Raw genomic sequence first — 19,534 nt, forward strand, 5'->3', positions numbered from 1 at the left:
TTGATGTAATATTCATAGGTATTTCTCGGTGTGAAAGAGCTGTTCGTCCACAGCCGGTTGATCTCGTTGTTGTAGGCCAGCGGGTGTTTGACGTTCGGGAGGAACTGTAAGTACTCCTGCTCGTTGGTTCCTGCTGTCCTGCTCGTCATACCCTTGCCGATCGCGGTGCCCAGGCTGCCGGTGAGGAAGGCGTCCTCGCCGTAGGTCTCGTAGGCGCGCCCGTAACGCGGGTCGCGCAGCAGGTCGAGCACCGGCGTCAGGCGGGAGAGGCCGCCGACGATACCGGCCTCCGACTCCTTGGCGATGATGTCTCCAATTTTCTCCAACAATGCGTCATCCCAGGTCTGCGAGAGGCCCAGCGAGCTGGGGAACACCGTGGCCTGCGAACCGGCGACGCCGTGCAGGCCCTCGCCACCGCCGGTCCGGCCGCCGTTGACGCCGAGGCGGTTGATGGTGCCGGCGCCGGCGATCTTCTCCTCCAAGGTCAGCTCATTGATCAAGCTGTTCAAGCGGTCGCCTGTGTCTTCGGCGCCGTCCTGGAAGGTATACGCTGGAATAAAGGGCTTCACCGTCACCGACAGGGGCGCGATGTCCGGAGTGGCCACAGCCGGCGTCAGCCCCGCGAACAGGGAGACAATGATGGCGGCGACGAGCGCCATAGACAGGAATCTGCCAGAGAATTGTACTTTTTTCATACTGCACGTTCCCTCCTGATGTTATTCTACTCTACTTTTGGAAATTGCCGGATTCGACAGTCCCTTGCCGCACTGTGAGGCACTTCCCGTTTGGTCCTCTCCTCCTTTCGATAAGGTATACCTTTTTGAAAATAACAAATTTTAATTTTCGCACTATATTTTATACCCAAAAAGCCGCAATGTCAATAGGATTCATTCTTTTTCTTTTTTAATTTTGTATATTTTGACAATAGATAAACAGTCAGAAGGAAAAATCGACACATTTCGCGCTGTTTTGTTAAGGTATAGGATGTCAAAACGGGTAGATTGTCTGATGGAGATGTGTCAACACGTTGAAAATCTCCCGGCGCTGTATCTGGCGGGCGTGCGGAGGAATCACCGAAAATCAATAGGGCGGCGGCAAAACAGGTGATGGCCGCCGCCTTTTTTGACCGCACCCGGCGTGCGCCGGGCAGCGGTCCGGGGCCGCGCGATTGACAACGGGGACAAAATGCCATACAATCAAACAAAGACCATCCATACTCGCCGATATACACGCCTGCCATAGAAAAAGGAAAAAATTATCAATTATCAATTCTCAATTGTACATTACCAAAAGGGGTTCGTGGCCATGCTGGATCAGTTCTCCCGCACCGCGCTGCAGTTCGGCCGGGACAAGATGGAGCGTCTCTACGCGAGCGGCGTGGCGGTCTTTGGGATCGGCGGCGTGGGCGGGTACTGTGTGGAGGCGCTGGCGCGCTCCGGCGTGGGGCGTCTCGATCTGTTTGACGACGACCGCATCTGCCTTACAAACCTGAACCGGCAGATCATCGCCACCCGGAAGACAGTGGGCCGTTACAAGGTGGAGGTGATGCGGGAGCGTGTTTTGGAGATCAATCCGGACGCTAGTGTCGGGGCCTTCACGCTGTTTTACGGCCCCGAGACGGCGGGGGAGATCGACCTTGCCGCCTACGACTACGTTGTCGACGCCGTGGACACGCTGACCGCCAAGCTGGAGCTTGTCTGCCGGGCGCAGGCCTGCGGCGTGCCGATCATCAGCTCGATGGGCGCCGCCAACAAACTGGACCCGTCGGCCTTCTGCGTGACGGATATTTACAAGACGTCCATGTGCCCGCTGGCCCGCGTCATGCGCCGGGAACTGCGCAAACGGGGCGTCAAGGCACTCAAAGTGGTCTGTTCGGAGGAACCGGTGACGCCGCCGCTGGAAGACGGGGCGGTCAGCTGCCGGCGCCACTGCATCTGTCCGCCGGGCACGGCCCGCAAGTGTACGGTCCGCCGGCAGGTGCCGGCCAGCAACGCCTTCGTGCCGCCGGTGGCGGGCCTTATCATGGCCGGCGAAGTGGTCAAGGATCTGACAGGCGGCGGGGTATGATCTATCTGGACTACGCCGCCCACACGCCCGCCGCCCCCGAGGTGTTGGCCTGCCTCACGCGGATGGAACAGCGTTTTGTGGGCAACCCGCTCGCGGCCCACGCGGCGGGCCGCGCCGCCCGGGCGGCGCTGGACGAGGCGGCGCGCCGCCTCGCCGGCTGTTTCGGCGTGTCGGCCGCGGAGGTCGTCTTCACCTCCGGGGCGAGCGAGGCCAACAACCATGCGCTGAAAGGGCTGGTCCGCGCCGGCCGCCACCGGGGGCGGCACATCCTCTCGACCTGTCTGGAGCACCCCTCGGTCAGCGGCCCGCTGACCGTGCTGCAGGAACAGGGCTGCGAAGTGGAACTGATCGACGTCCGGCGGGACGGGACGGTGGACCTCACGCATCTGCGCGAGTTGATGCGCCCGGACACCGTGTTGGTGTCGGTGTGCCTGGTGGACGGCGAACTGGGCGCCGTGCAGCCCGTGGAGGAGATCGCGGCGCTGCTGCGGGACTACCCCGGCTGCCGGTTCCATGTGGACGCCTCGCAGGCGGCCGGGAAGCGGCCCGTCTCTTTCGAGGGGATCGATTGCCTCACGTTTTCCGCCCACAAGTTCTATGGGCCGGCCGGCTGCGGGGGCCTGCTCGTGCGGGCGGAGCGTGCGCCGGAGCCGCTGATCCACGGCGGGCGGAGCGCGAGCGCGCACCGAAGCGGGACGCCGGCGCTGCCCCTGGCCGCCGCGGCCGCCGAGGCGCTGACGTTGGCGTGCGAGCACCAGGCGCAGTGGCGGCGGATTGTGGAGGCGCGCCGCGCGGCGCTGCTGAAGGCGTTTCGCGCGTACCCGCAGGTGCGCATCAACAGCCCGGCGGACGGCAGCCCGTACATTCTCAACCTCAGCGTGGGGCATGTGCCGGGCGGCGTGTTTCAGGCGGCGCTGGACCGACGCGGCGTCTGCGTGTCCGTCAAGTCCGCCTGCTGCGTGCCGGACGTCCCGTCGCGCCCGGTGCTTGCCGTGAGCCGGGACAGAAAAAACGCGCGGTGTTCCTGGCGCGTCAGCCTGAGCCATCTCACGACGCAGCGGGAGCTGGATGCGTTTTTGAAGATTTTCGACGACTGCTATAAGGAGCTCGCCACATGAACCGGGACTTGACGCCCTGCCAGCGCATTGAGCGCAGCATCCACAAAAAATACCGCGACGTCCTGTGGAACCCGTTTGTCGCCGGCGTCAAGCGCTACGCGCTGATCGCGCCGGGCGACAAGATCGCCGTCTGTATCTCCGGAGGCAAAGACTCCATGCTGATGGCCAAGCTGATGCAGGAATTGCAGCGGCACAGCGACGTCCCGTTCGCTCTCGTGTTTCTTGTCATGGATCCCGGGTACAACGCGCGCAACCGGCAGAAGGTTCTGGACAACGCCGCGCTGCTTGAGATCCCCGTCACGATTTTCGAGACGGACATCTTCCGGGTCGTCTCCCGCACGGACCGTTCCCCTTGCTACCTCTGCGCGCGCATGCGGCGCGGGCACCTCTACCGGCAGGCCCGGGAACTTGGCTGCAACAAGATAGCGCTGGGGCACCACTTCAGCGACGTGGTGGAGACTGTCCTGATGGGGATGCTGTATGCCGCGCAGGTGCAGACGATGATGCCCAAGGTAAAGAGCCAAAACTTTCCGGGCATGGAGCTTATCCGCCCCCTCTACTGCGTGCACGAGGACGACATCTTGGCCTGGAAACGCTACAACGATCTGGAATTCATCCAGTGCGCCTGCCGGTTCACGGAGGACTGCACGCTGTGCGCCGGCGGGGGCGGCGGGTCGAAGCGCCAGGACGTCAAGGCGCTCTTGCGCCGGCTGAAACGCGACAACAAAGATGTGGAAAAGTGCATCTTCCAGAGTATCCACAAGGTCAACCTCGACACGGTCGTCGGCTACAAACAAAAAGGCGTCTCCCACAACTTTCTAGAGTGGTACGACGCCTAACTAACATCTACTTTTAAATAATTATCAATTATCAATTATCAAGCGGGGGTGTATCCATGAGCATTCGCGCGCTGTACCAGTCTGGCCGGCCCGTTGTGTCGTTTGAGGTGTTTCCGCCCAAACAGGACACCGGCATCGACGACATCTACGAGGCGCTGGCGCGGCTGGCCGCGCTCGCCCCGGACTTCATCAGCGTCACCTACGGTGCGGGCGGCAGCGGCAGCGTCAACCGGACCGCGGAGATCGCCGCCGCCGTCCGGCGGCGGTACGGCATCCGGGCAATGGCCCACCTCACCTGCGTGGGCGCCGAACGCGGCCGTGTGGCGGCCCAGCTCGACGCGATGCGGGCCGAGGGCATCCGCAATGTGCTGGCTCTGCGCGGGGACGATCCGGAGGATGTGCCGCCGGGGGCGTATCGTTGCGCCGAGGAACTGATCCGCGAGATCCGTGCGCGCGGCGACTTCTGCATCGGAGCGGCCTGCTACCCGGAGGGGCACATCGACTGCGAAAGTCCGGCGCGCGACATCGAATACCTGCGCCGCAAACAGGACGCCGGCGCGGATTTTCTGGTCAGTCAGCTCTTTTTTGACAACAATCTGTTCTTTCGATTTTTAGAAAACGCGCGTGCGGCCGGCGTGACGATCCCAATCTCGGCGGGCGTGATGCCGATTTTGGGCCGCAAGCAGATCGAGCGGATGATCTTCCTGTGCGGGGCGTCTTTGCCCTCGGAGATCATCAAGTTGCTGCACCGCCACGCGCGAAGCCCCGCCGACCTGCGCGCGGCCGGGATCGAACACGCGGCCCGGCAGGTCGAAACCCTGTTGGCCGGCGGTGTGGACGGCGTGCACATTTATACGATGAACAAGCCGGAGATCGCGGCGACCTGCATGGCCCGGATCGGCCGGGCGTAAACCGGAGCGGACGCGCCGGGCGGACAGGACGAAAGGAAGGACGAGAGGTGGACCGGACAAAGACGGAGGTGCTGCGATATCTGGGCCGCCGGCGCCAGGCGGTGCCGGCGGAGCTGGACGCGCTGGTGGAATCCTGCATGGCGCTCATGCGCGAGACCGCCGCACCCCGGCATGTCTGGCGGACCTTTGACGTGGAGGACAGGGCGGACGGTCTTGCCCCGGCCGGCACGGAGCTGATGCTGCCCGGGCAGGACATCCGCCGGTGCCTGACGGGCTGCCGGCGGGTCGCACTGCTGGCGGCGACGCTTGGGGTCGGGGCGGACACGCTGATTCGCCGGTGGGAGCACACCGACCTCACCCGTGCGCTCGTGCTGGATGCCTGTGCCACCCAGCTCATTGAGGAGGTCTGCGACGAGGCCGAGCGGGCGGTGGAGGCGGACGCGGATATGAAGAGCGCGGGCCGTTTCAGTCCCGGCTACGGAGACCTGCCGCTGACGCTGCAGCCGGGGTTTCTCGCCGTACTGGACGCCGGCCGGCGGATCGGTCTCACCTGCACGGAGAGTTTGATCTTGCTGCCGCGCAAATCGGTCACAGCCCTGATCGGTCTGGGCGGCCGCGCGCGGCCGGCGGCCGGCCGCTGCGAGAGCTGCGCCGCGCGCGGCGTCTGTGATTTTGCAAAGCGAGGGGAGGTATGCCCATGACGCCGCCGGATGTCCGGGCATGGATGCGAGATCGGATTTTGCTGTTTGACGGGGCCATGGGCACAATGCTCCAGCAGCGCGGGCTGACGCCCGGGGCGCTGCCGGAGCTCTTAAACATCGAAGCGCCGGAGGTGGTCACGGGGGTCCACGAGGCCTATGTGGAGGCGGGCGCGGACGTGATCACCGCCAATACATTCCAGGCCCACGAGCTGAAACTCGGGGCGGCCTCGGTGGAGGCGGTGGTGGCGGCCGGCGTGGGCTGCGCGCGGGCGGCAGGTGCGCGCTTTGTGGCGCTGGACGTGGGCCCGCTTGGGCAGCTGCTGGCGCCGATGGGCCCCGTCGGGTTCGAGAGGGCCTACGAGGTTTTCCGCCGGCAGGTGCGCGCGGGCGCGGCGGCGGGCGCGGACCTCATCCTCATCGAGACGATGTCCGACCCCTACGAGGCGAAGGCGGCCGTTCTGGCCGCCCGTGAAAACACCGATCTGCCGGTCTTTTGTTCGATGACGTTTCAGGAGGACGGGCGCACCTTTGTGGGCTGCGATCCTCTCACCGCGACCGTCCTGCTGCAGGGGCTGGGGGTGGATGCGCTGGGCGTCAACTGCTCCCTCGGCCCGGCGCTGCTGGCGCCCGTCGTGGAGACGATGCTGACCTACGCCCGAGAGCCGGTGCTCGTGCAAGCAAATGCCGGCCTGCCGGTCATCCGAGACGGGCAGACCGTCTATGAGACGGGCCCGGAGGCCTACGCCGACGAAGTCGTCAAATTGGTGCGCCGGGGCGTGCGGATCGTGGGCGGTTGCTGCGGCACCACACCGGCGTATATCCGGCTGCTCCGGGCGCGGATCGAGGGGCTCGCGCCGGTCGCCGTCACGCCGCGCCGCGTCACAGCCTGTACCTCCGGTACGCGGACGGTGATATTGAACGGCGCCACCACCGCGATTGGGGAGCGGCTCAACCCGACCGGCAAGAAAAAGATGCAGGCGGCGCTGCGCGCGGGCGACGTCGGGTACCTGCTGGGTGAGGCGGTCGCGCAGGCGCAGGCGGGCGCCGACGTGCTGGATGTGAACGTCAGCCTGCCGGAACTGGACGAGCCGGCGGTGCTGGCCAAGGTCGTCCGCGAGGTGCAGGGCGTCACCGACGTGCCTCTGCAGATCGACAGTGCCGACCCCGCCGCGCTGGAGGCGGGTCTGCGCGTCTACAACGGAAAACCCATTGTCAATTCGGTAAACGGCAAGCGTACGGCCATGGAGGCCGTGTTTCCGCTTGTGAAGAAATACGGGGCGCTGCTCGTCTGCCTGACCCTGGACGAGGAAGGCATCCCGCCCACCGCGGCGGCGCGCGTGGACATCGCCCGGCGCCTGCGGGACGAGGCGCGCCGGTACGGCGTTCCGGAGGAGGATCTGCTGATCGACTGTCTGGTGCTCACGGTTTCGGCCCAGCAGGCGCAGGTGCAAGAGACGCTGGCGGCCGTGCGCGGCGTGAAGGCCGAGCTGGGCCTGCACACGGTGCTGGGCGTCAGCAACGTGTCCTTCGGTCTGCCGGAGCGCGAGGCCGTAAACGCGGGCTTTTTGGCCGCGGCCCTGGGCGCCGGGCTGGACGCCGCGATTTTGAACCCGCTGTCCGCGCGTTACCGCGAGGTGCTGGACGTCTTCCGGGTCCTGAACAACGAGGACAAGGGCGCCGCGCATTACATCGAGACGCGCGCGGCGCGCACAAAAGACGCGCCCGCGGCATCCGCCGAGGCGCGTGTGCTGTCGCTGGCCGAGATCATCGCGCAGGGCCGCCGCGATCTGGCGGCGGGCGCCGTGCGGGCGCGGCTCGAAGCAGTCTCGCCGCTGGACATCATCGACCGCGAGTTCATCCCGGCCCTGGACGAGGTGGGCCGGCGTTTTGAGAGCGGCGAGATCTTTTTGCCGCAGCTCATGCAGTCGGCCCAGGCGGTGCAGGAGGGGTTCGCGGTCATCAAGGATCACATGACGCGCACCGGGTGCGGGCGCGAGAGCCGGGGCAAGATCCTGCTTGCCACCGTGCAGGGCGATATCCACGACATCGGTAAGAACATTGTGCGGATGCTGCTCGAAAATTACGGCTACGATGTCGTCGATCTCGGCAAAGACGTGCCGATCCGGACGGTGGTGGACACGATCCGCGCGCAGGGCATCCGTCTGGCCGGGCTCAGCGCGCTTATGACCACCACTGTGAAGAGCATGAAGGACACGATAGCGGCGGTGCGCGCGGCGGGGCTGCCCTGCACCTTCATGGTGGGCGGCGCTGTCCTGAGCCCCGACTACGCCGACTTTGTCGGCGCCGACCACTACGCCAAAGACGCCATGGAGAGCGTCGCCATCGCGAACGAGTACTTTTCCGCGAAAAGCTGACGTGGATGCGGTGGACGCGGGCATGCGGAAAACACGAGGGGTTCCCTATTCGCGTATAGGAATTTCGTGGAGGGAAAAGAAGTCTTCGCTTGTGATGCCGTGGGGGCGATTGATGCGGTGCAGGAGAAAGAGACTGTCGGGGTCCTCCCGGGCGATGAGGCTGAGGCCGCGCTGTGTGGAGAGGCTGACGCGAAAGCCGAGGGCTTTGACGACGGGCCGGGAGGAGTAGCTGACGGCGCCGTACGGGTAGGCAAAGAGAAGGGGCGCGCGGCCCGTCTTCGCGCGTGTACGCTGCTGCATCTGCATAAGGTCGCCGGTGAGCCGCGCCGTGTATGCGTCCAGGTCCTCATTTGGGTCCAGAGAGGCGCCGAGACGGCCGCCGGTGTTTCGGTGCAGGCCGTAGGTGTGGCTGCCCAGTTCCACAACACCCGTGTCGGCCATCTCGCGGGCTTCGTCCCAGCTGAGATAGTAGCGGCTGCCGCTGTCGTCGCCGGCGTCGGAGGCGTCAAGACATTCGCCGATGAGAGAGATGACCGCCCGCATACCGTACGCGCGCAGCAGCGGGTAGGCGTAGACATAGTTGTCGCGGTACCCGTCGTCGAAGGTGAGCAGCACCGGCCGCTCCGGCAGCGGCGCGCTCTCGTCCATATAGGCGATGAGGTCGGCGGACAGCACGCTCTCATAGCCCTGGTCGCGCAGGTAGCGCAGGTCGCTCTCAAGCTCTTCGGGAGAGACGACAAAGGAACTCCAGTCCTCCGGCCGTTCGCTGAGGCTGTGGTATGTCACCACCAGAAGCGGGACCGCGTCGGTGTAGGCATGTGTCGGCAGGTCGGAAAAGCGCAGACAGAGGAACGGAAGCGCCCAGAGAAGCGGCCGCAATTTTCGTATCATAAGCCTTGATTTTCCTCCCATAGCATGCGGAGAAACCCCTCGGAATGGACTCTATTTGGCGGGGGGATATGAAATTTTTCAAACAGGGGCTGCGCGATGCGCCGGCACAGGGCGTCAAAGGTCCGGCGGTCCATCTGGGCGCGCCGTGACAGCAGGTCGCGGATGAGTACGCGCTCGCTCTCGCGCAGCGGATAGCGTGACAGGCGCCCGGGGCCGGCCGATTGGGCGGCCGACCGCAGGGCGATGAGGGAGGCGGCGCGCGCGCGCGTATCGCGCACCACGACGGTCCCGGCCACGAAGTCGCCGATCCGGCGGCTTTCCGCGCTCAGAAACATGGAGACAACCCCGACGGCGTAGAACGAGGGCAGGAAGTCGAGCAGACGAAACAGATTGCGCACGGTGGCCCCCGCCCAGCCGAGCGGCCGTCCGTCCCGCCGGATCACCCGAAGACCGCAGAGGATCTTGCCCGGTGTCCGCCCGTGTAAAATTCCCTCAAAGACGATGAAGTAGACGAAGAAGAGAAGCGCCGCGGCCAGGATCATGGCCGCCGTGTACAGGGAAGAACCGTTTCCCGACAGATAAGACCCTGTGGCGAGAAAACCCACAAACAGAAGCCAAAAAGCGAAACCCTGAAAGAGCATGTCCAGAGCGAGCGCGAGACACCGCGAACCGAGGCCGGCCAGCTCAAATGAAAGGGTTACCTGTTCGGGCGTGTCCACATGCAAACGAGTCGAGTCCAAGGGCGCGTTCACACCTTTCCTTGACAAGATCGCCGCGGCGGCGGATAATGAACTTTGGGCGAAAGGAGCTGGCCGCATGACGGAGGAACGATTTGTCCGCACACACGCGGACCGCTGGCAGGCGCTGGAGGTCTGTACGGAGCGTGCGCAGAAAATGGAAAATTTTACCACATTGGCCGATTTCGACAGGCTTTATCGAGAAGTGGCGGGGCATCTGTCCTACGCACAGACGCACTTCCCGCTCTCGGACACCTGCCGGTATCTCAACACCCTGGTGGCCCGAGCGCACCACGGCCTGTATCGGCGCGGCGGCGGGCCCGGGGCGCTGCGGCGCCTGACGTTTCGGGGCGCGCGCGCGGTGTGGGAAAACGGACGCTTTGTGCTGGCGTCGCTTGGCCTCTTTGCGGCCTTCGCGCTGTACGGCTATCTCTTCTGCTGGTTTGCGCCCGAGACGGCGTCCGCCTTTCTGCCGGAGGACTATCTAAACGCCTCGCCGTCCGGGGACGGATGGGACAGCGCCGTGATGTCGAGCATGATCATGGTGAACAACATCCGGGTGTCGGTGGTCGCCTTCTGCGCCGGTATCACCTTTGGCCTCGGCACGGTCTATATCTTGAGCATGAACGCCTTGATGCTGGGCGCGCTGGCGGCCCATGTGACCGCCGCCGGCTGGGCGGTGGAGTTCTGGTCGCTTATCCTGCCGCACGGCGTGTGGGAGCTGTTTGCCATCTGCCTGTCCGGCGCCGCCGGGCTGCGCATCGGGTACGCCCTGCTGCGGCCCGGCCGTCTCAGGCGGGGCGACGCCCTGGTGGCGGCCGGCCGCGGGGCGGTGGCGCTCATGGGCTTTGTCTGCGCGCTGCTCGTTTTGGCCGGGGTGGTGGAGGGTTTTTTCACGCCCTCCGCAGTGCCCCCCGCGGCCAAACTGATTTTCGCGGGTCTCACCGGCGTCCTGCTGCTTTGCTACCTTTGGGCCGGCCGCCGCGCCGCCGCCCGGCCGCCGGAAACCGCCTTGGGCAGACAATAAATCAATAAATCTCCAAATCTCCTCCCAAAACGTCTGCCGGATGCGGCGCCGAGCGGGGGTTTTACGGCGTTTGCCTATATCTTCATCTTGTTCTTGTGCGTCATGTACTGGCGCACAAGATAAGACAGCAGACGAGAGGGGTCGGCGGCGTGGCAGCCGATGCCGGCGCGCCGGAGGGCGGGTACGGCCTCCTGCTCCGATTCGCTGCGGTAGATGGCCGCCGCCTTTTGGAAAAGCGCCGGCATGTCGCCGCTCGGCTGCGCGGCCATGACGGAGAGCTCCGGGTTCGAGAGTGAGGCGCAGAGCACGGCGTGGCGGCGTGCCGTCCGCGCCAGCGCCGCGCCCGCGGCGTGGGCCGCCTCCGCCCCGTCGAGGTACGAAAACAGGCAGACGAACGCGCGGCGGCGCACACGCGCCTCCAAAAAAGCCGCCAGATCGGTTAGGCTGCTCTCCACGCGCGCGGCGCGCACCTTGTACAGGAGCTCCAGCAGCCGGGTCATGTGGCGCGCGCCCTTGTCGGGCGGCAGAAAGACCGTGACCTCCGCGCCGTAAAAGATGAGACCCACCCGGTCGCCCGAGCTCAGCGCCACCTGCGCCAGTGCCGCGGCGGTCTCAACCGCGCGGTCGAGGCGCGTGACGTCTCCCATCGGCGCCTCCATCCAGCGGCCGGTGTCGATGGCCAAGATGATCTGCTGACCCCGTTCTACGTCGTACACATTGGTCATGGGCCGCCCGGCTCGGGCGGTGGCCATCCAGTTGATCTTGCGGATGTCGTCGTCCGGCGTGTACTCGCGGATCCCGGTGAACTCCGCGCCCACGCCGCGCACGCGGTGGACGGAGGCGTCGGCGCGCGCCAATTGGCGCCGGCTTGCCAGCATGCGGTACTTGCGCATCGGTCCCAGATCGGGGTACACCGGCACGCTGTCCGGGCACGGCAGAGCAAAGCGCCGCGTGCACAGGCCGAGGCGGCCGCGGATCTCCACGTGGCAGTTCCCAAAGGAGAAGCGGCCGCGCTGTGTGGGGCGTGCGGCATAGCGGATTTCCAGCCGTTCGCCGGGCGGGCAGTGCGCCGCCGTTGGCGTGTGTTCCCACAAAAATGTCGCCGGCGGCGTGTCGTCTATCCGCATCGACACCCCATGGCGGCTTTTGTTTTCGACCGCCACCGTGACAAAGGTCTCCCGGCGCAGCTCAAAGCTGTCCGAAAACGAGCGGGCGGCCGCAAAATGCCGCCGCCGCGGGCTGACCAGTACATCCGCCGCGTACAGCAGCAGGAGAACGGTGTCGGAGATCATCAGAAACTGGGAAGACAGGCCGAGCGGCGCGCCGATGGCCACGGTAAAGAGGGTGGCCATCAGCAACAGGGCCATGGTTTTGGTGATGCCCATCGGTACGCCCCCTCTCTATCTCGGCACCCGTGCCTCGCTCAAGATCTGGGCGAGCAGCCGGTCGGCCGTGGCGCCCTCGATCTCCGCGTCGGGCGTGAGGATGATGCGGTGGCGCAGCACGGGCGTCACCAGGGACTGGATGTCCTCCGGAATGACAAAATCCCGGCCCTCCAGCAGCGCCGCGGCCTTGGCCGTCTGTAAAAGCGCGATGGAGGCGCGCGGCGAACCGCCCAGCAGGATGTAGTGGTTGCGCCGCGTGGCCTCGACAATGTCCAAAATATATCCAAACAGACTGTCGTCCACACGCACGCCCCCCGCTTCGCGCCGTGCGGCCAGGATGCCGGCGGCGTCGACGACAGGGCTCAGCCGCTCGAAATCCCGCGGGTGGAAACCCGCGTGCGTGTTGCGCAGCACCGCGTGTTCCTCCGGCCGGGTGGGGTAACCGACCGTCAGCTTCATCATAAAGCGGTCGAGCTGCGCCTCCGGGAGCGGATAGGTGCCCTCGTACTCCACGGGGTTTTGGGTGGCAAAGACCATGAAAGGCTGGGCGAGCGGATAGTCCTGCCCGTCGATCGAGACGCGGTTTTCCTCCATTGCCTCAAGCAGCGCCGACTGGGTCTTGGGCGGCGTGCGGTTGATCTCGTCGGCCAGCAAAAATTGTGTGAACAACGGGCCGCGCTTCAGATGAAACGCGTGGGTGGACAGATCGAAGATACTGGCGCCGATGATGTCGGAGGGCATGAGGTCGGGTGTGAATTGGATGCGTTTGAACTCGACGCCCACCGACTGCGCCAGCGCGCGCACCGCCAGTGTCTTGCCCAGCCCGGGTACGCCCTCGATCAGGACATGGCCGCCGGAAAACAGGCAGATGAGCATGTGCCGTACAAATTCGTCCTGTCCTACGAAGATCCGGCCCATCTGACCCCGGATGTTGGCGGAGGTCTGTGTCATCGTCATGGTGTCTTCTCCTTCCGCAGCCTCTCCATCTCTGAGGCCAACGCCGGCGCGGCGGCGCGGCCGTTCGGCTGTGTCTCGACGGTCTCAAGCTGCTGTTCGATGTGGGGGTACCGCAGGCCGGTCCGGGCGACCAGGCGACGGTAACAGAGGCGCAGCGCGTCGGGCCAGAGCCCGGCGCGCGCCATGAGGGAGGCGAGCGCGAACGTCTCTTCGGTCTCCTCCCGAGGCCGCCGGTCGGCCGGGACGTCGGGAGCGCCCAGCCGCGTGTTCAAAAAGAGCAGACACAGCAGCGCGGCGAAGAGGAGCTGCACGAGCCCGGCGCGCAGCCAGTCGGGGAGGATGGAAAACGGCGTATCGCCGCCCCTTTGGTAGAGCTCATTGTCCATGAACCCTTCGCGGCCGTATTCGTCGAACCAGATGGTCCGCTCCCGCGAGGACCAGAGTGAGACGACGAGCTCGTGGACGGAAGAGGCCGAGACATTGCCGTTGCGGAAGTTCCACGGGTTCTCCAGCACCATGTACGCGTTGCCGCGGGCCTGCCAGGCCGCCAGCGCCTCCGGGTTCTCCGGGTGCAGGCTGTCGGGATCAAACACGAGCAGCACGCCGTCGCCCGTCGCTTCGATGCTCCGCTGCTTGCGCGCCACCTGAAAGCCCTCCTCTTCCAGCAGCACATAGAGGGCCCGGACGCCGTTGGGGCCGTTGTTGTAAGAACTAAACGGAAGATCCTGATTTGGCCGGAACAGCCCCAGAAACAGGGCGCCCGCCAAGAAGAGCAGCAGCAGGACGACAATCCACCAGGTGTTTCTCTTCATGCGGCGGCCCTCCCCTCAAAGAGAGACGTCAGCGCCCGGCGCCAGTGCGTAAGCAGCGCGGGTTCGACCGGCTGCCCGCCGTAGCGCCACACGGCAAAGACAAAAGAAAATGCGGCGAAGGCCTCGGCGCCTTGGTACCCCGCGCGCCGCAGATCGGCCAGATACTGCCGGTTGGTGCGCCCCGGGATCTGCACGATGAGCCGGCACTCGCCGAGCCGCGCGAGCAGCGCCGCCATCAGAGCGGCGGCGGCCTCGGCCCAGGCGGCGGCGGATATCAGTTCGTCGGCGCGCCGCAGCCACTCCGCCGCCGTCGGCGCGCGCTCCGCCGGGCCGTCCTTTTTTTTGGCCCTCGTTCGTCCCCGCCGCGCCCGGCGGCGGAGGAGCCATGCGGCGGCCAAAACGATCAGCGCGGCCAGCAGCGCGAGAAAGACATAGCTCCACGAGCCGAGCCGCGTGGCCGTCAAGCCGATGCCGCTCAAAAGCGCTCGGAAAAATTCGACAATCGCCGCGAAGATACGTTCCAGCAGTGACGAAGAGTACCCGCTGAACTCGGGCCGCGTCAGGATCTCATCCAGGTGCTGGGCCACTTCGGGCAAACTCGGCGGGCTGGCTCCCATCATAGCGGCGTATGAGGCGGCTGCGGATACTCGGACGACAGCCCATGACTTCTCAAGTAGAGGTCGTAGCCCTCCCGGCGAATCCGGGCGTTCAGATACATGAGAGAGGACACGATGGGAACAAGCGGCGAGATCAAGGCGCCAAGCGGCGCGGACACGAGAGAATTCAGCCAAAGAGGCGTGCCCAGCAGCGTGGTGAGAAACATGACGCCCCCCGAGAGCATGGCCTGCACGAGGAAGACGATGAGATACGTCAGCGCCATGGTGCCGAGCATGCGCCAGAAGTTTTTGAAGGTGAGGGAGAAGGCCCGGCGCGCGGCCCGAAACCCGAAGGAACCCTCGTTCACAGCCGCGGGGAAGATGAGCAGCGTCCACATGAAGCCGCAGGTGAACAAGATGACGACGGCCGCCAGTATGATGGGCAGGCCGATGAAGACGCCGGCGAGGCCGCCCGACAGGGTCAAGGCGCTCATAAGCAGGGCGAAAAGAATCATCAAAAGAAAGAGGGGAATGATCACGACGAGTCCGGACAGGATACTGGAGAGCAGGAGAACGATTCCTGTCAGGAGAAACTGGCCGTAGTGGCTCCGAGCCCGGGCAAACCAGCCGCCCGCCGTGTCTTTCACGCCGTGGTAGTAGCCGGAGACCACATTGGTGATCCCGCCGGTGACCATGGGCGTGATGAGCAGCGACACGGCTATGTTTAAGAGAGAACCGGCGCGCATGGCGGAGCCCCAGCGGGTGAGCATCGAAAACATGTCGTCGTAATTGTCCATGTCGCCGCCGAGGATGTCGAGGTATTGGTTGAAAAAATTCGAGAGACCCGGCCCGGACAGCCCGCCCGGCAGGGCGGACAGGAGCACGAGGTTGACGAGTATCTGCGACAGCGCGCCAATGAGCAGCGCAAAGAGTGCGATGGCTCCGAAATTGCGGCGGTAGATGCGAAAACTGTGGTCGAGAATGGTGCCGACGCCCATGGGCTTGGGTTCAAACGGCAGGTCCATGACAAGCACCCCTTTCCAAAGCTGCGAGGGGTCGTCCCTCACGCGGGTCAAAATACAAGATGGGTTAAGAGGCGCCCCGTTATACTGACGTCAGGGTGAGCGCCGTGCGGTACATGGATTCCTGCAGGTCCCGCTTCATGGCCAGAGCCTCATCGATGTCGTGGTCGCACATCTCGCCGTTGCGGATGCACACCACCCGGTTGGAGCGCCCCTCCAGCAGCGTCTCGACGGCGTATACGCCCATGCGCGAGGCGGTCACGCGGTCGCGGGCGGTGGGGGAGCCGCCGCGCTGGATGTGCCCCAAGATGGTGATGCGCGGGTCCATGCCCGTCTCCTTTTTGATCCGGCTTCCGATGTCGGTGGCGCGCCCGACCCCCTCGGCCACGATGATGATGGAGTGGTTGCGGCCGTGGATGCGCGCGCTGCGCATCTTTTCAATGACGTCCGTTTCAAAATCCACTTCCTTTTCCGGGACCAAAATTGCGGTGGCGCCCACGGCGATGCCGACGTAGACGGCGAGGTGCCCGGCGTTGCGGCCCATGACTTCGACGACGGAGCACCGCTCGTGCGACTGCATCGTGTCCCGCAGTTTGTCGATGCAGGAGAGCGCCGTGTTGCAGGCCGTGTCGAAGCCGATGGAGTAGTGGGTGCTGCCGATGTCGTTGTCGATGGTGCCGGGGATCCCGATGGTGGGGACCCCGTGGGCCGCCAGCGCCAGCGCGCCGCGGAAGGTGCCGTCGCCGCCGATGGCGACGAGGCCGTCGAGGCCGAGGTAACGGCAGGAGTCCACGCCCTTCTGCAGGCCCGCCTCCGTCATGAATTCCGGGCAGCGGGCCGTGTAGAGGATCGTGCCCCCGCGGGTGACGATGCCGGCGACGTTTTGCGGCCCCAGTTCAGTGACGTCCCCGTTGATGAGTCCGTTGTAACCGCGGCGGATGCCGAGGCACTGGATGTCGTGCGCCGCCGCCGTGCGCGCCACCGCGCGGATGGCGGCGTTCATGCCGGGCGCGTCTCCGCCGCTGGTCAAAACGCCGATGCGAGCCATCTTTTTGTCCAAGTTACATTCACTCCTTACACTAAATCGCGAAACAAAATCGCGGTGCCAATCACAGGTGGGCTATTTTGCTCGGATGTTTTATTTTACCTTGTGTGCGGCAGAAAAACAATCTCTTCGCGCGTTTTCCTGCGCCGTCGGCAAAATTAATTCTGCGGGCGGTCACCTGCGGGCGGCGCGGCGGCGGCGGGCCGCGGCGCGGCGCAGCCGCTGGATGACGCCGCTTGAGAGCCTGTGCATGGGCCAGGCCAGCACGGCCAGCGTACCCCAGACATAGGCGGGACGGCCCAGCAGCGGGGCGTAGGAGAAGAAAAAACCGAGCCAGGCAAAGCTGGCGGCGAAGGCCGCAAGGAGCAGGATGAGCATGGTTCGTTTGGCTGTGTCCAGGGGCCGCGCGGCCTGCCGCAGGACGAGGAAGCCAAACAGCCCCGCCATCAGCGCCGAGACGGTGGAGGTCTGCGGGAAGGTGAGGGTCAGCCACCGGCCCGCGGCGTGGGTGAGCAGGATGCTCACCACAATGCACAGCGCCGTCGGCGCCGACAGGCGGAGCACGGTCTCTATGAAACGGCCCTGAATGCGCCGGTAGGTCGGCCGGAAGGCGAGGAAAAACGAGGGGATGCCGACCGTCAGCGCCGAGATGGGGCTGAGCTGGATCGGCTGAAACGGGTAGGAAATCGGCAGGAGGATGAACAGCAGTGACAACAGGGTGGAGTAGATGGTCTTGACGAGATAGAGGGAGGCCACCCGCTCAATGTTATTGACCACCCGGCGGCCCTCCCGCACCACGTGGATCATCGCCTCGAAGTTCGCGTCCAGCAGCACGACGTCGGCGGCGTGGCGGGCGGCGTCGCTGCCCGTGGCCATCGCCACGCCGCAGTCGGCCTGGGTGAGCGCCGGCACATCGTTGACGCCGTCTCCGGTCATCGCGACCACGTGGCCGTTTTGCTGAAACGCCTCCACGAGGGCCTTCTTCTGGTGGGGCGACACGCGCCCAAACACAACAAACTCTTTGGCGAGCGCCGTCAGCGCCGCGTCCTCCGGCTGCGCGCTCATGTCGACGCAGCGTTCGGCGCCCGCCACGCCGGCGCGGCGCGCCACCTGGGAGACCGTGACGGGGTGGTCGCCCGAGATGACCTTGACGTCCACGCCCTGTCGGGAAAAAAATGACAGCGTGGCCGGCGCCTCCGGCCGAACGGTGTCGGTCATGGCGACCAGCGCGACAGGGCACAGCCCCGCCGGCGGCATATCCCCGGTGAGGGGGGCGTCCGTGTGGGCCAGCAGCAGCACCCGCAGTGCGTCCGCCGCCAGGGCCTCCGCCTCCCGGGCCAGTGCCCCGCCCAGATGAGGCGTCACAAAGGTTGGAGCGCCCAGCACATAGGTGCCATGCCCCGCGAAGGAACAGCCGCTCCACTTTCGGGCGGATGAGAACGCGACGCGCCGCTCGGCCCGCCAGCCGGGGTCCTGCGTCAGACGGGCCCGCAGCGCGCGGCCCGTCGAGCCCTCGTCTTGCAGCGTCCAGGCCAGCGCCGCGAGCGCCGTCTCGGCGTCCGCCAGCGCCGCGCCGCCCTGTGGGCGCACATCGGCCAGCGTCAGTGTTCCGTCCGTGATCGTGCCGGTTTTGTCCAGGCAGAGCACGTCCACCCGGGCCAGGGTCTCCATGCAGGGCATCGACTGCACCAGCGTCCGCCGGCGCGCCAGGCGCAGCGCCCCCACGGCGAAGGTGATCCCGGTCAATAAGATGAGCCCCTCCGGGATCATGCCAATCATCGCGGAGGCCGTGCTCAGCACCGCGCCCGCCAAGGAGGCGTCGCCCCACACATAGTCGGACGCAAACAGCAGCGCGCCCATTGGGAGGATGACGATGGTCAGCACCCGCACCATCCACCGCAGGGAATGCATCAATTCGCTCCGGGCGCGCCGGCCCCTGTGGGCCTCCGCGGTCAGCCGCCCCGCAAAACTGGCCGCGCTCACGGCCGTCACGCGCGCGAAGGCGCGCCCGGCCACGACAAAACTGCCCGAGAGCACAGTGCCGCCGATGTCTTTGGTCACCGGCCGGGCCTCGCCGGTGAGCTGGGATTCATCCACCTCGGGTCCCTCGGCATGGACGACGACGCCGTCGGCGCAGATCTGGTTGCCGGCGGTGAGCGCCATGATGTCGTCCAGGACGAGTTCCTCCTGCGGGATCTGCAGCGCGGCGCCCTCCCGAATCACCGTGACTTTGGACGCTGTGAGGATGGAGAGCCGGTCGATGCTCCGTTTGGCGCGCAGTTCCTGAAAGATGCCGATGGCGGTGTTCGAGAGGGCTACGCCCAGAAAGAGGACGTTGCGCAGGTCGCCCACGAGGAGGATCAGCGTGGCCAGCGCGAGGTTTATCAGGTTGAAGAGCGTACAGATGTTTTCGCGCAGGATCTGCCCGGTGGTGTGGGTCGGTGTTTTGGGCGGCGCGTTGTGCGCGCCGTGGTGCAGGCGCAGAAGAACCTCCTCCTGCGTGAGCCCCGTGTCCCAGGGGGGTGCCCGGCGCGCGAAGGCGTCCGGGGCGGGCGGCGGCGTCTGTCTGTTCATTGGCCTTATATAGTCTCCCCTCGCGCGTCCGGCTGTCCGTGGTGTGCGGTCATATAAGATTCACATTTAGTATACCCGCCGCCGCGCCGCGCCGTCAAGTCGGGAATGCCGGAGGCGCTCAAAAGGTCTTCACAAAAAACTGCAAAAAAAATCGCAAAAAACAGTTGACAAACGGCGCGTGGGTTGGTATATTAATTAAGCGCCTTGCCACGGCCATGGTGCTAGAGCAAAGGCGGCGGCGCACCTTGAAAATTAAACAACGAGGAAAAGAAGCACCAGCAGTGGGCGAACTGGCGTCTGAGAGGGCGCTGGGGAGCGCAATGAATTTGAGCAGCTTGGAAGAGCGAACTATTGAGGGAAAGCGCAATAGTCGGAAGGCTGAGGCGCAGGAATTAATAGAGAGTTTGATCCTGGCTCAGGACGAACGCTGGCGGCGTGCCTAACACATGCAAGTCGAACGGGTTTGTGCGAAGCACA

17 protein-coding genes and 1 rRNA gene are annotated in these 19,534 nt (G+C 65.3%); 8 read left to right on the plus strand and 10 right to left on the minus strand.

What is annotated here, in order from left to right; translation table 11 throughout:
• A partial coding sequence (locus LBK75_10930) for a hypothetical protein (GenBank protein ID MDR1158791.1) occupies positions 1-695 on the minus strand: 695 nt, incomplete at its 3' end.
• A gap of 610 nt (positions 696-1,305) precedes the next feature.
• Here LBK75_10930 and LBK75_10935 point away from each other — a divergent pair.
• The 6 genes from LBK75_10935 to LBK75_10960 are packed head-to-tail and all read left to right on the plus strand — an operon-like array spanning position 1,306 to position 8,011.
• The gene (locus LBK75_10935; protein MDR1158792.1) at positions 1,306-2,067 is read left to right on the plus strand and encodes a tRNA threonylcarbamoyladenosine dehydratase; all 762 of its coding nucleotides are present in this window, start codon (positions 1,306-1,308) and stop codon (positions 2,065-2,067) included.
• Complete coding sequence (locus LBK75_10940; GenBank protein ID MDR1158793.1) at positions 2,064-3,185, plus strand: aminotransferase class V-fold PLP-dependent enzyme; 1,122 nt, start codon at positions 2,064-2,066, stop codon at positions 3,183-3,185. The genes LBK75_10935 and LBK75_10940 overlap by 4 nt, the downstream gene beginning before the upstream one ends.
• Positions 3,182-4,024 carry a tRNA 2-thiocytidine biosynthesis protein TtcA gene (locus LBK75_10945; protein MDR1158794.1) on the plus strand — a complete coding sequence of 281 codons (843 nt, stop codon included), beginning with the start codon at positions 3,182-3,184 and terminating at the stop codon, positions 4,022-4,024. The genes LBK75_10940 and LBK75_10945 overlap by 4 nt, the downstream gene beginning before the upstream one ends.
• A 56-nt stretch (positions 4,025-4,080) precedes the next feature.
• Entirely contained in the window at positions 4,081-4,935 is an 855-nt protein-coding gene (locus LBK75_10950) for a methylenetetrahydrofolate reductase (protein ID MDR1158795.1), read from the plus strand.
• 47 nt (positions 4,936-4,982) lie between these two features.
• Positions 4,983-5,636: a methionine synthase gene (locus LBK75_10955; protein MDR1158796.1), complete on the plus strand. Its 654-nt coding sequence runs from the start codon at positions 4,983-4,985 to the stop codon at positions 5,634-5,636.
• Positions 5,633-8,011 carry a homocysteine S-methyltransferase family protein gene (locus LBK75_10960; GenBank protein ID MDR1158797.1) on the plus strand — a complete coding sequence of 793 codons (2,379 nt, stop codon included), beginning with the start codon at positions 5,633-5,635 and terminating at the stop codon, positions 8,009-8,011. The genes LBK75_10955 and LBK75_10960 overlap by 4 nt, the downstream gene beginning before the upstream one ends.
• A gap of 45 nt (positions 8,012-8,056) precedes the next feature.
• On the opposite strand, the gene LBK75_10965 is transcribed toward LBK75_10960, so the two are convergent.
• Complete coding sequence (locus LBK75_10965; protein MDR1158798.1) at positions 8,057-8,902, minus strand: polysaccharide deacetylase family protein; 846 nt, start codon at positions 8,900-8,902, stop codon at positions 8,057-8,059.
• On the minus strand, positions 8,899-9,642 hold the full coding sequence (locus tag LBK75_10970; protein ID MDR1158799.1) for an RDD family protein: 744 nt from the start codon (positions 9,640-9,642) through the stop codon (positions 8,899-8,901). Before LBK75_10970 ends, LBK75_10965 begins: the two co-directional genes overlap by 4 nt.
• A gap of 76 nt (positions 9,643-9,718) precedes the next feature.
• On the opposite strand from LBK75_10970, the gene LBK75_10975 reads away from it, so the two are divergent.
• A complete protein-coding gene (locus tag LBK75_10975; protein MDR1158800.1) occupies positions 9,719-10,666 on the plus strand; it encodes a stage II sporulation protein M in 948 nt (315 codons plus the stop codon).
• A gap of 74 nt (positions 10,667-10,740) precedes the next feature.
• Here LBK75_10975 and LBK75_10980 read toward each other — a convergent pair whose 3' ends face one another.
• From LBK75_10980 to LBK75_11010, 7 genes are all read right to left on the minus strand, one after another.
• Positions 10,741-12,051, minus strand: a complete 1,311-nt coding sequence (locus LBK75_10980) for a DUF58 domain-containing protein (GenBank protein MDR1158801.1) — start codon at positions 12,049-12,051, stop codon at positions 10,741-10,743.
• 15 nt (positions 12,052-12,066) lie between these two features.
• A complete protein-coding gene (locus LBK75_10985) occupies positions 12,067-13,008 on the minus strand; it encodes a MoxR family ATPase (GenBank protein ID MDR1158802.1) in 942 nt (313 codons plus the stop codon).
• Positions 13,005-13,820, minus strand: coding sequence for a DUF4350 domain-containing protein (locus LBK75_10990; protein MDR1158803.1), 816 nt, complete (start codon positions 13,818-13,820; stop codon positions 13,005-13,007). The genes LBK75_10985 and LBK75_10990 overlap by 4 nt, the downstream gene beginning before the upstream one ends.
• Positions 13,817-14,407 carry a DUF4129 domain-containing protein gene (locus tag LBK75_10995; protein ID MDR1158804.1) on the minus strand — a complete coding sequence of 197 codons (591 nt, stop codon included), beginning with the start codon at positions 14,405-14,407 and terminating at the stop codon, positions 13,817-13,819. Before LBK75_10995 ends, LBK75_10990 begins: the two co-directional genes overlap by 4 nt.
• 29 nt (positions 14,408-14,436) lie before the next feature.
• Complete coding sequence (locus LBK75_11000) at positions 14,437-15,441, minus strand: hypothetical protein (GenBank protein ID MDR1158805.1); 1,005 nt, start codon at positions 15,439-15,441, stop codon at positions 14,437-14,439.
• A gap of 79 nt (positions 15,442-15,520) precedes the next feature.
• On the minus strand, positions 15,521-16,498 hold the full coding sequence (gene pfkA / locus LBK75_11005; GenBank protein ID MDR1158806.1) for a 6-phosphofructokinase: 978 nt from the start codon (positions 16,496-16,498) through the stop codon (positions 15,521-15,523).
• 159 nt (positions 16,499-16,657) lie between these two features.
• Positions 16,658-19,057, minus strand: a complete 2,400-nt coding sequence (locus LBK75_11010) for an HAD-IC family P-type ATPase (GenBank protein ID MDR1158807.1) — start codon at positions 19,055-19,057, stop codon at positions 16,658-16,660.
• A 392-nt stretch (positions 19,058-19,449) separates the two neighbouring features.
• Here LBK75_11010 and LBK75_11015 point away from each other — a divergent pair.
• Positions 19,450-19,534: ribosomal RNA gene (locus tag LBK75_11015) — 16S ribosomal RNA — on the plus strand; the annotation flags it as partial.

This window comes from Oscillospiraceae bacterium (genome assembly GCA_031265355.1).
Classification (GTDB): Bacteria; Bacillota; Clostridia; order Oscillospirales; family UBA929; genus JAIRTA01.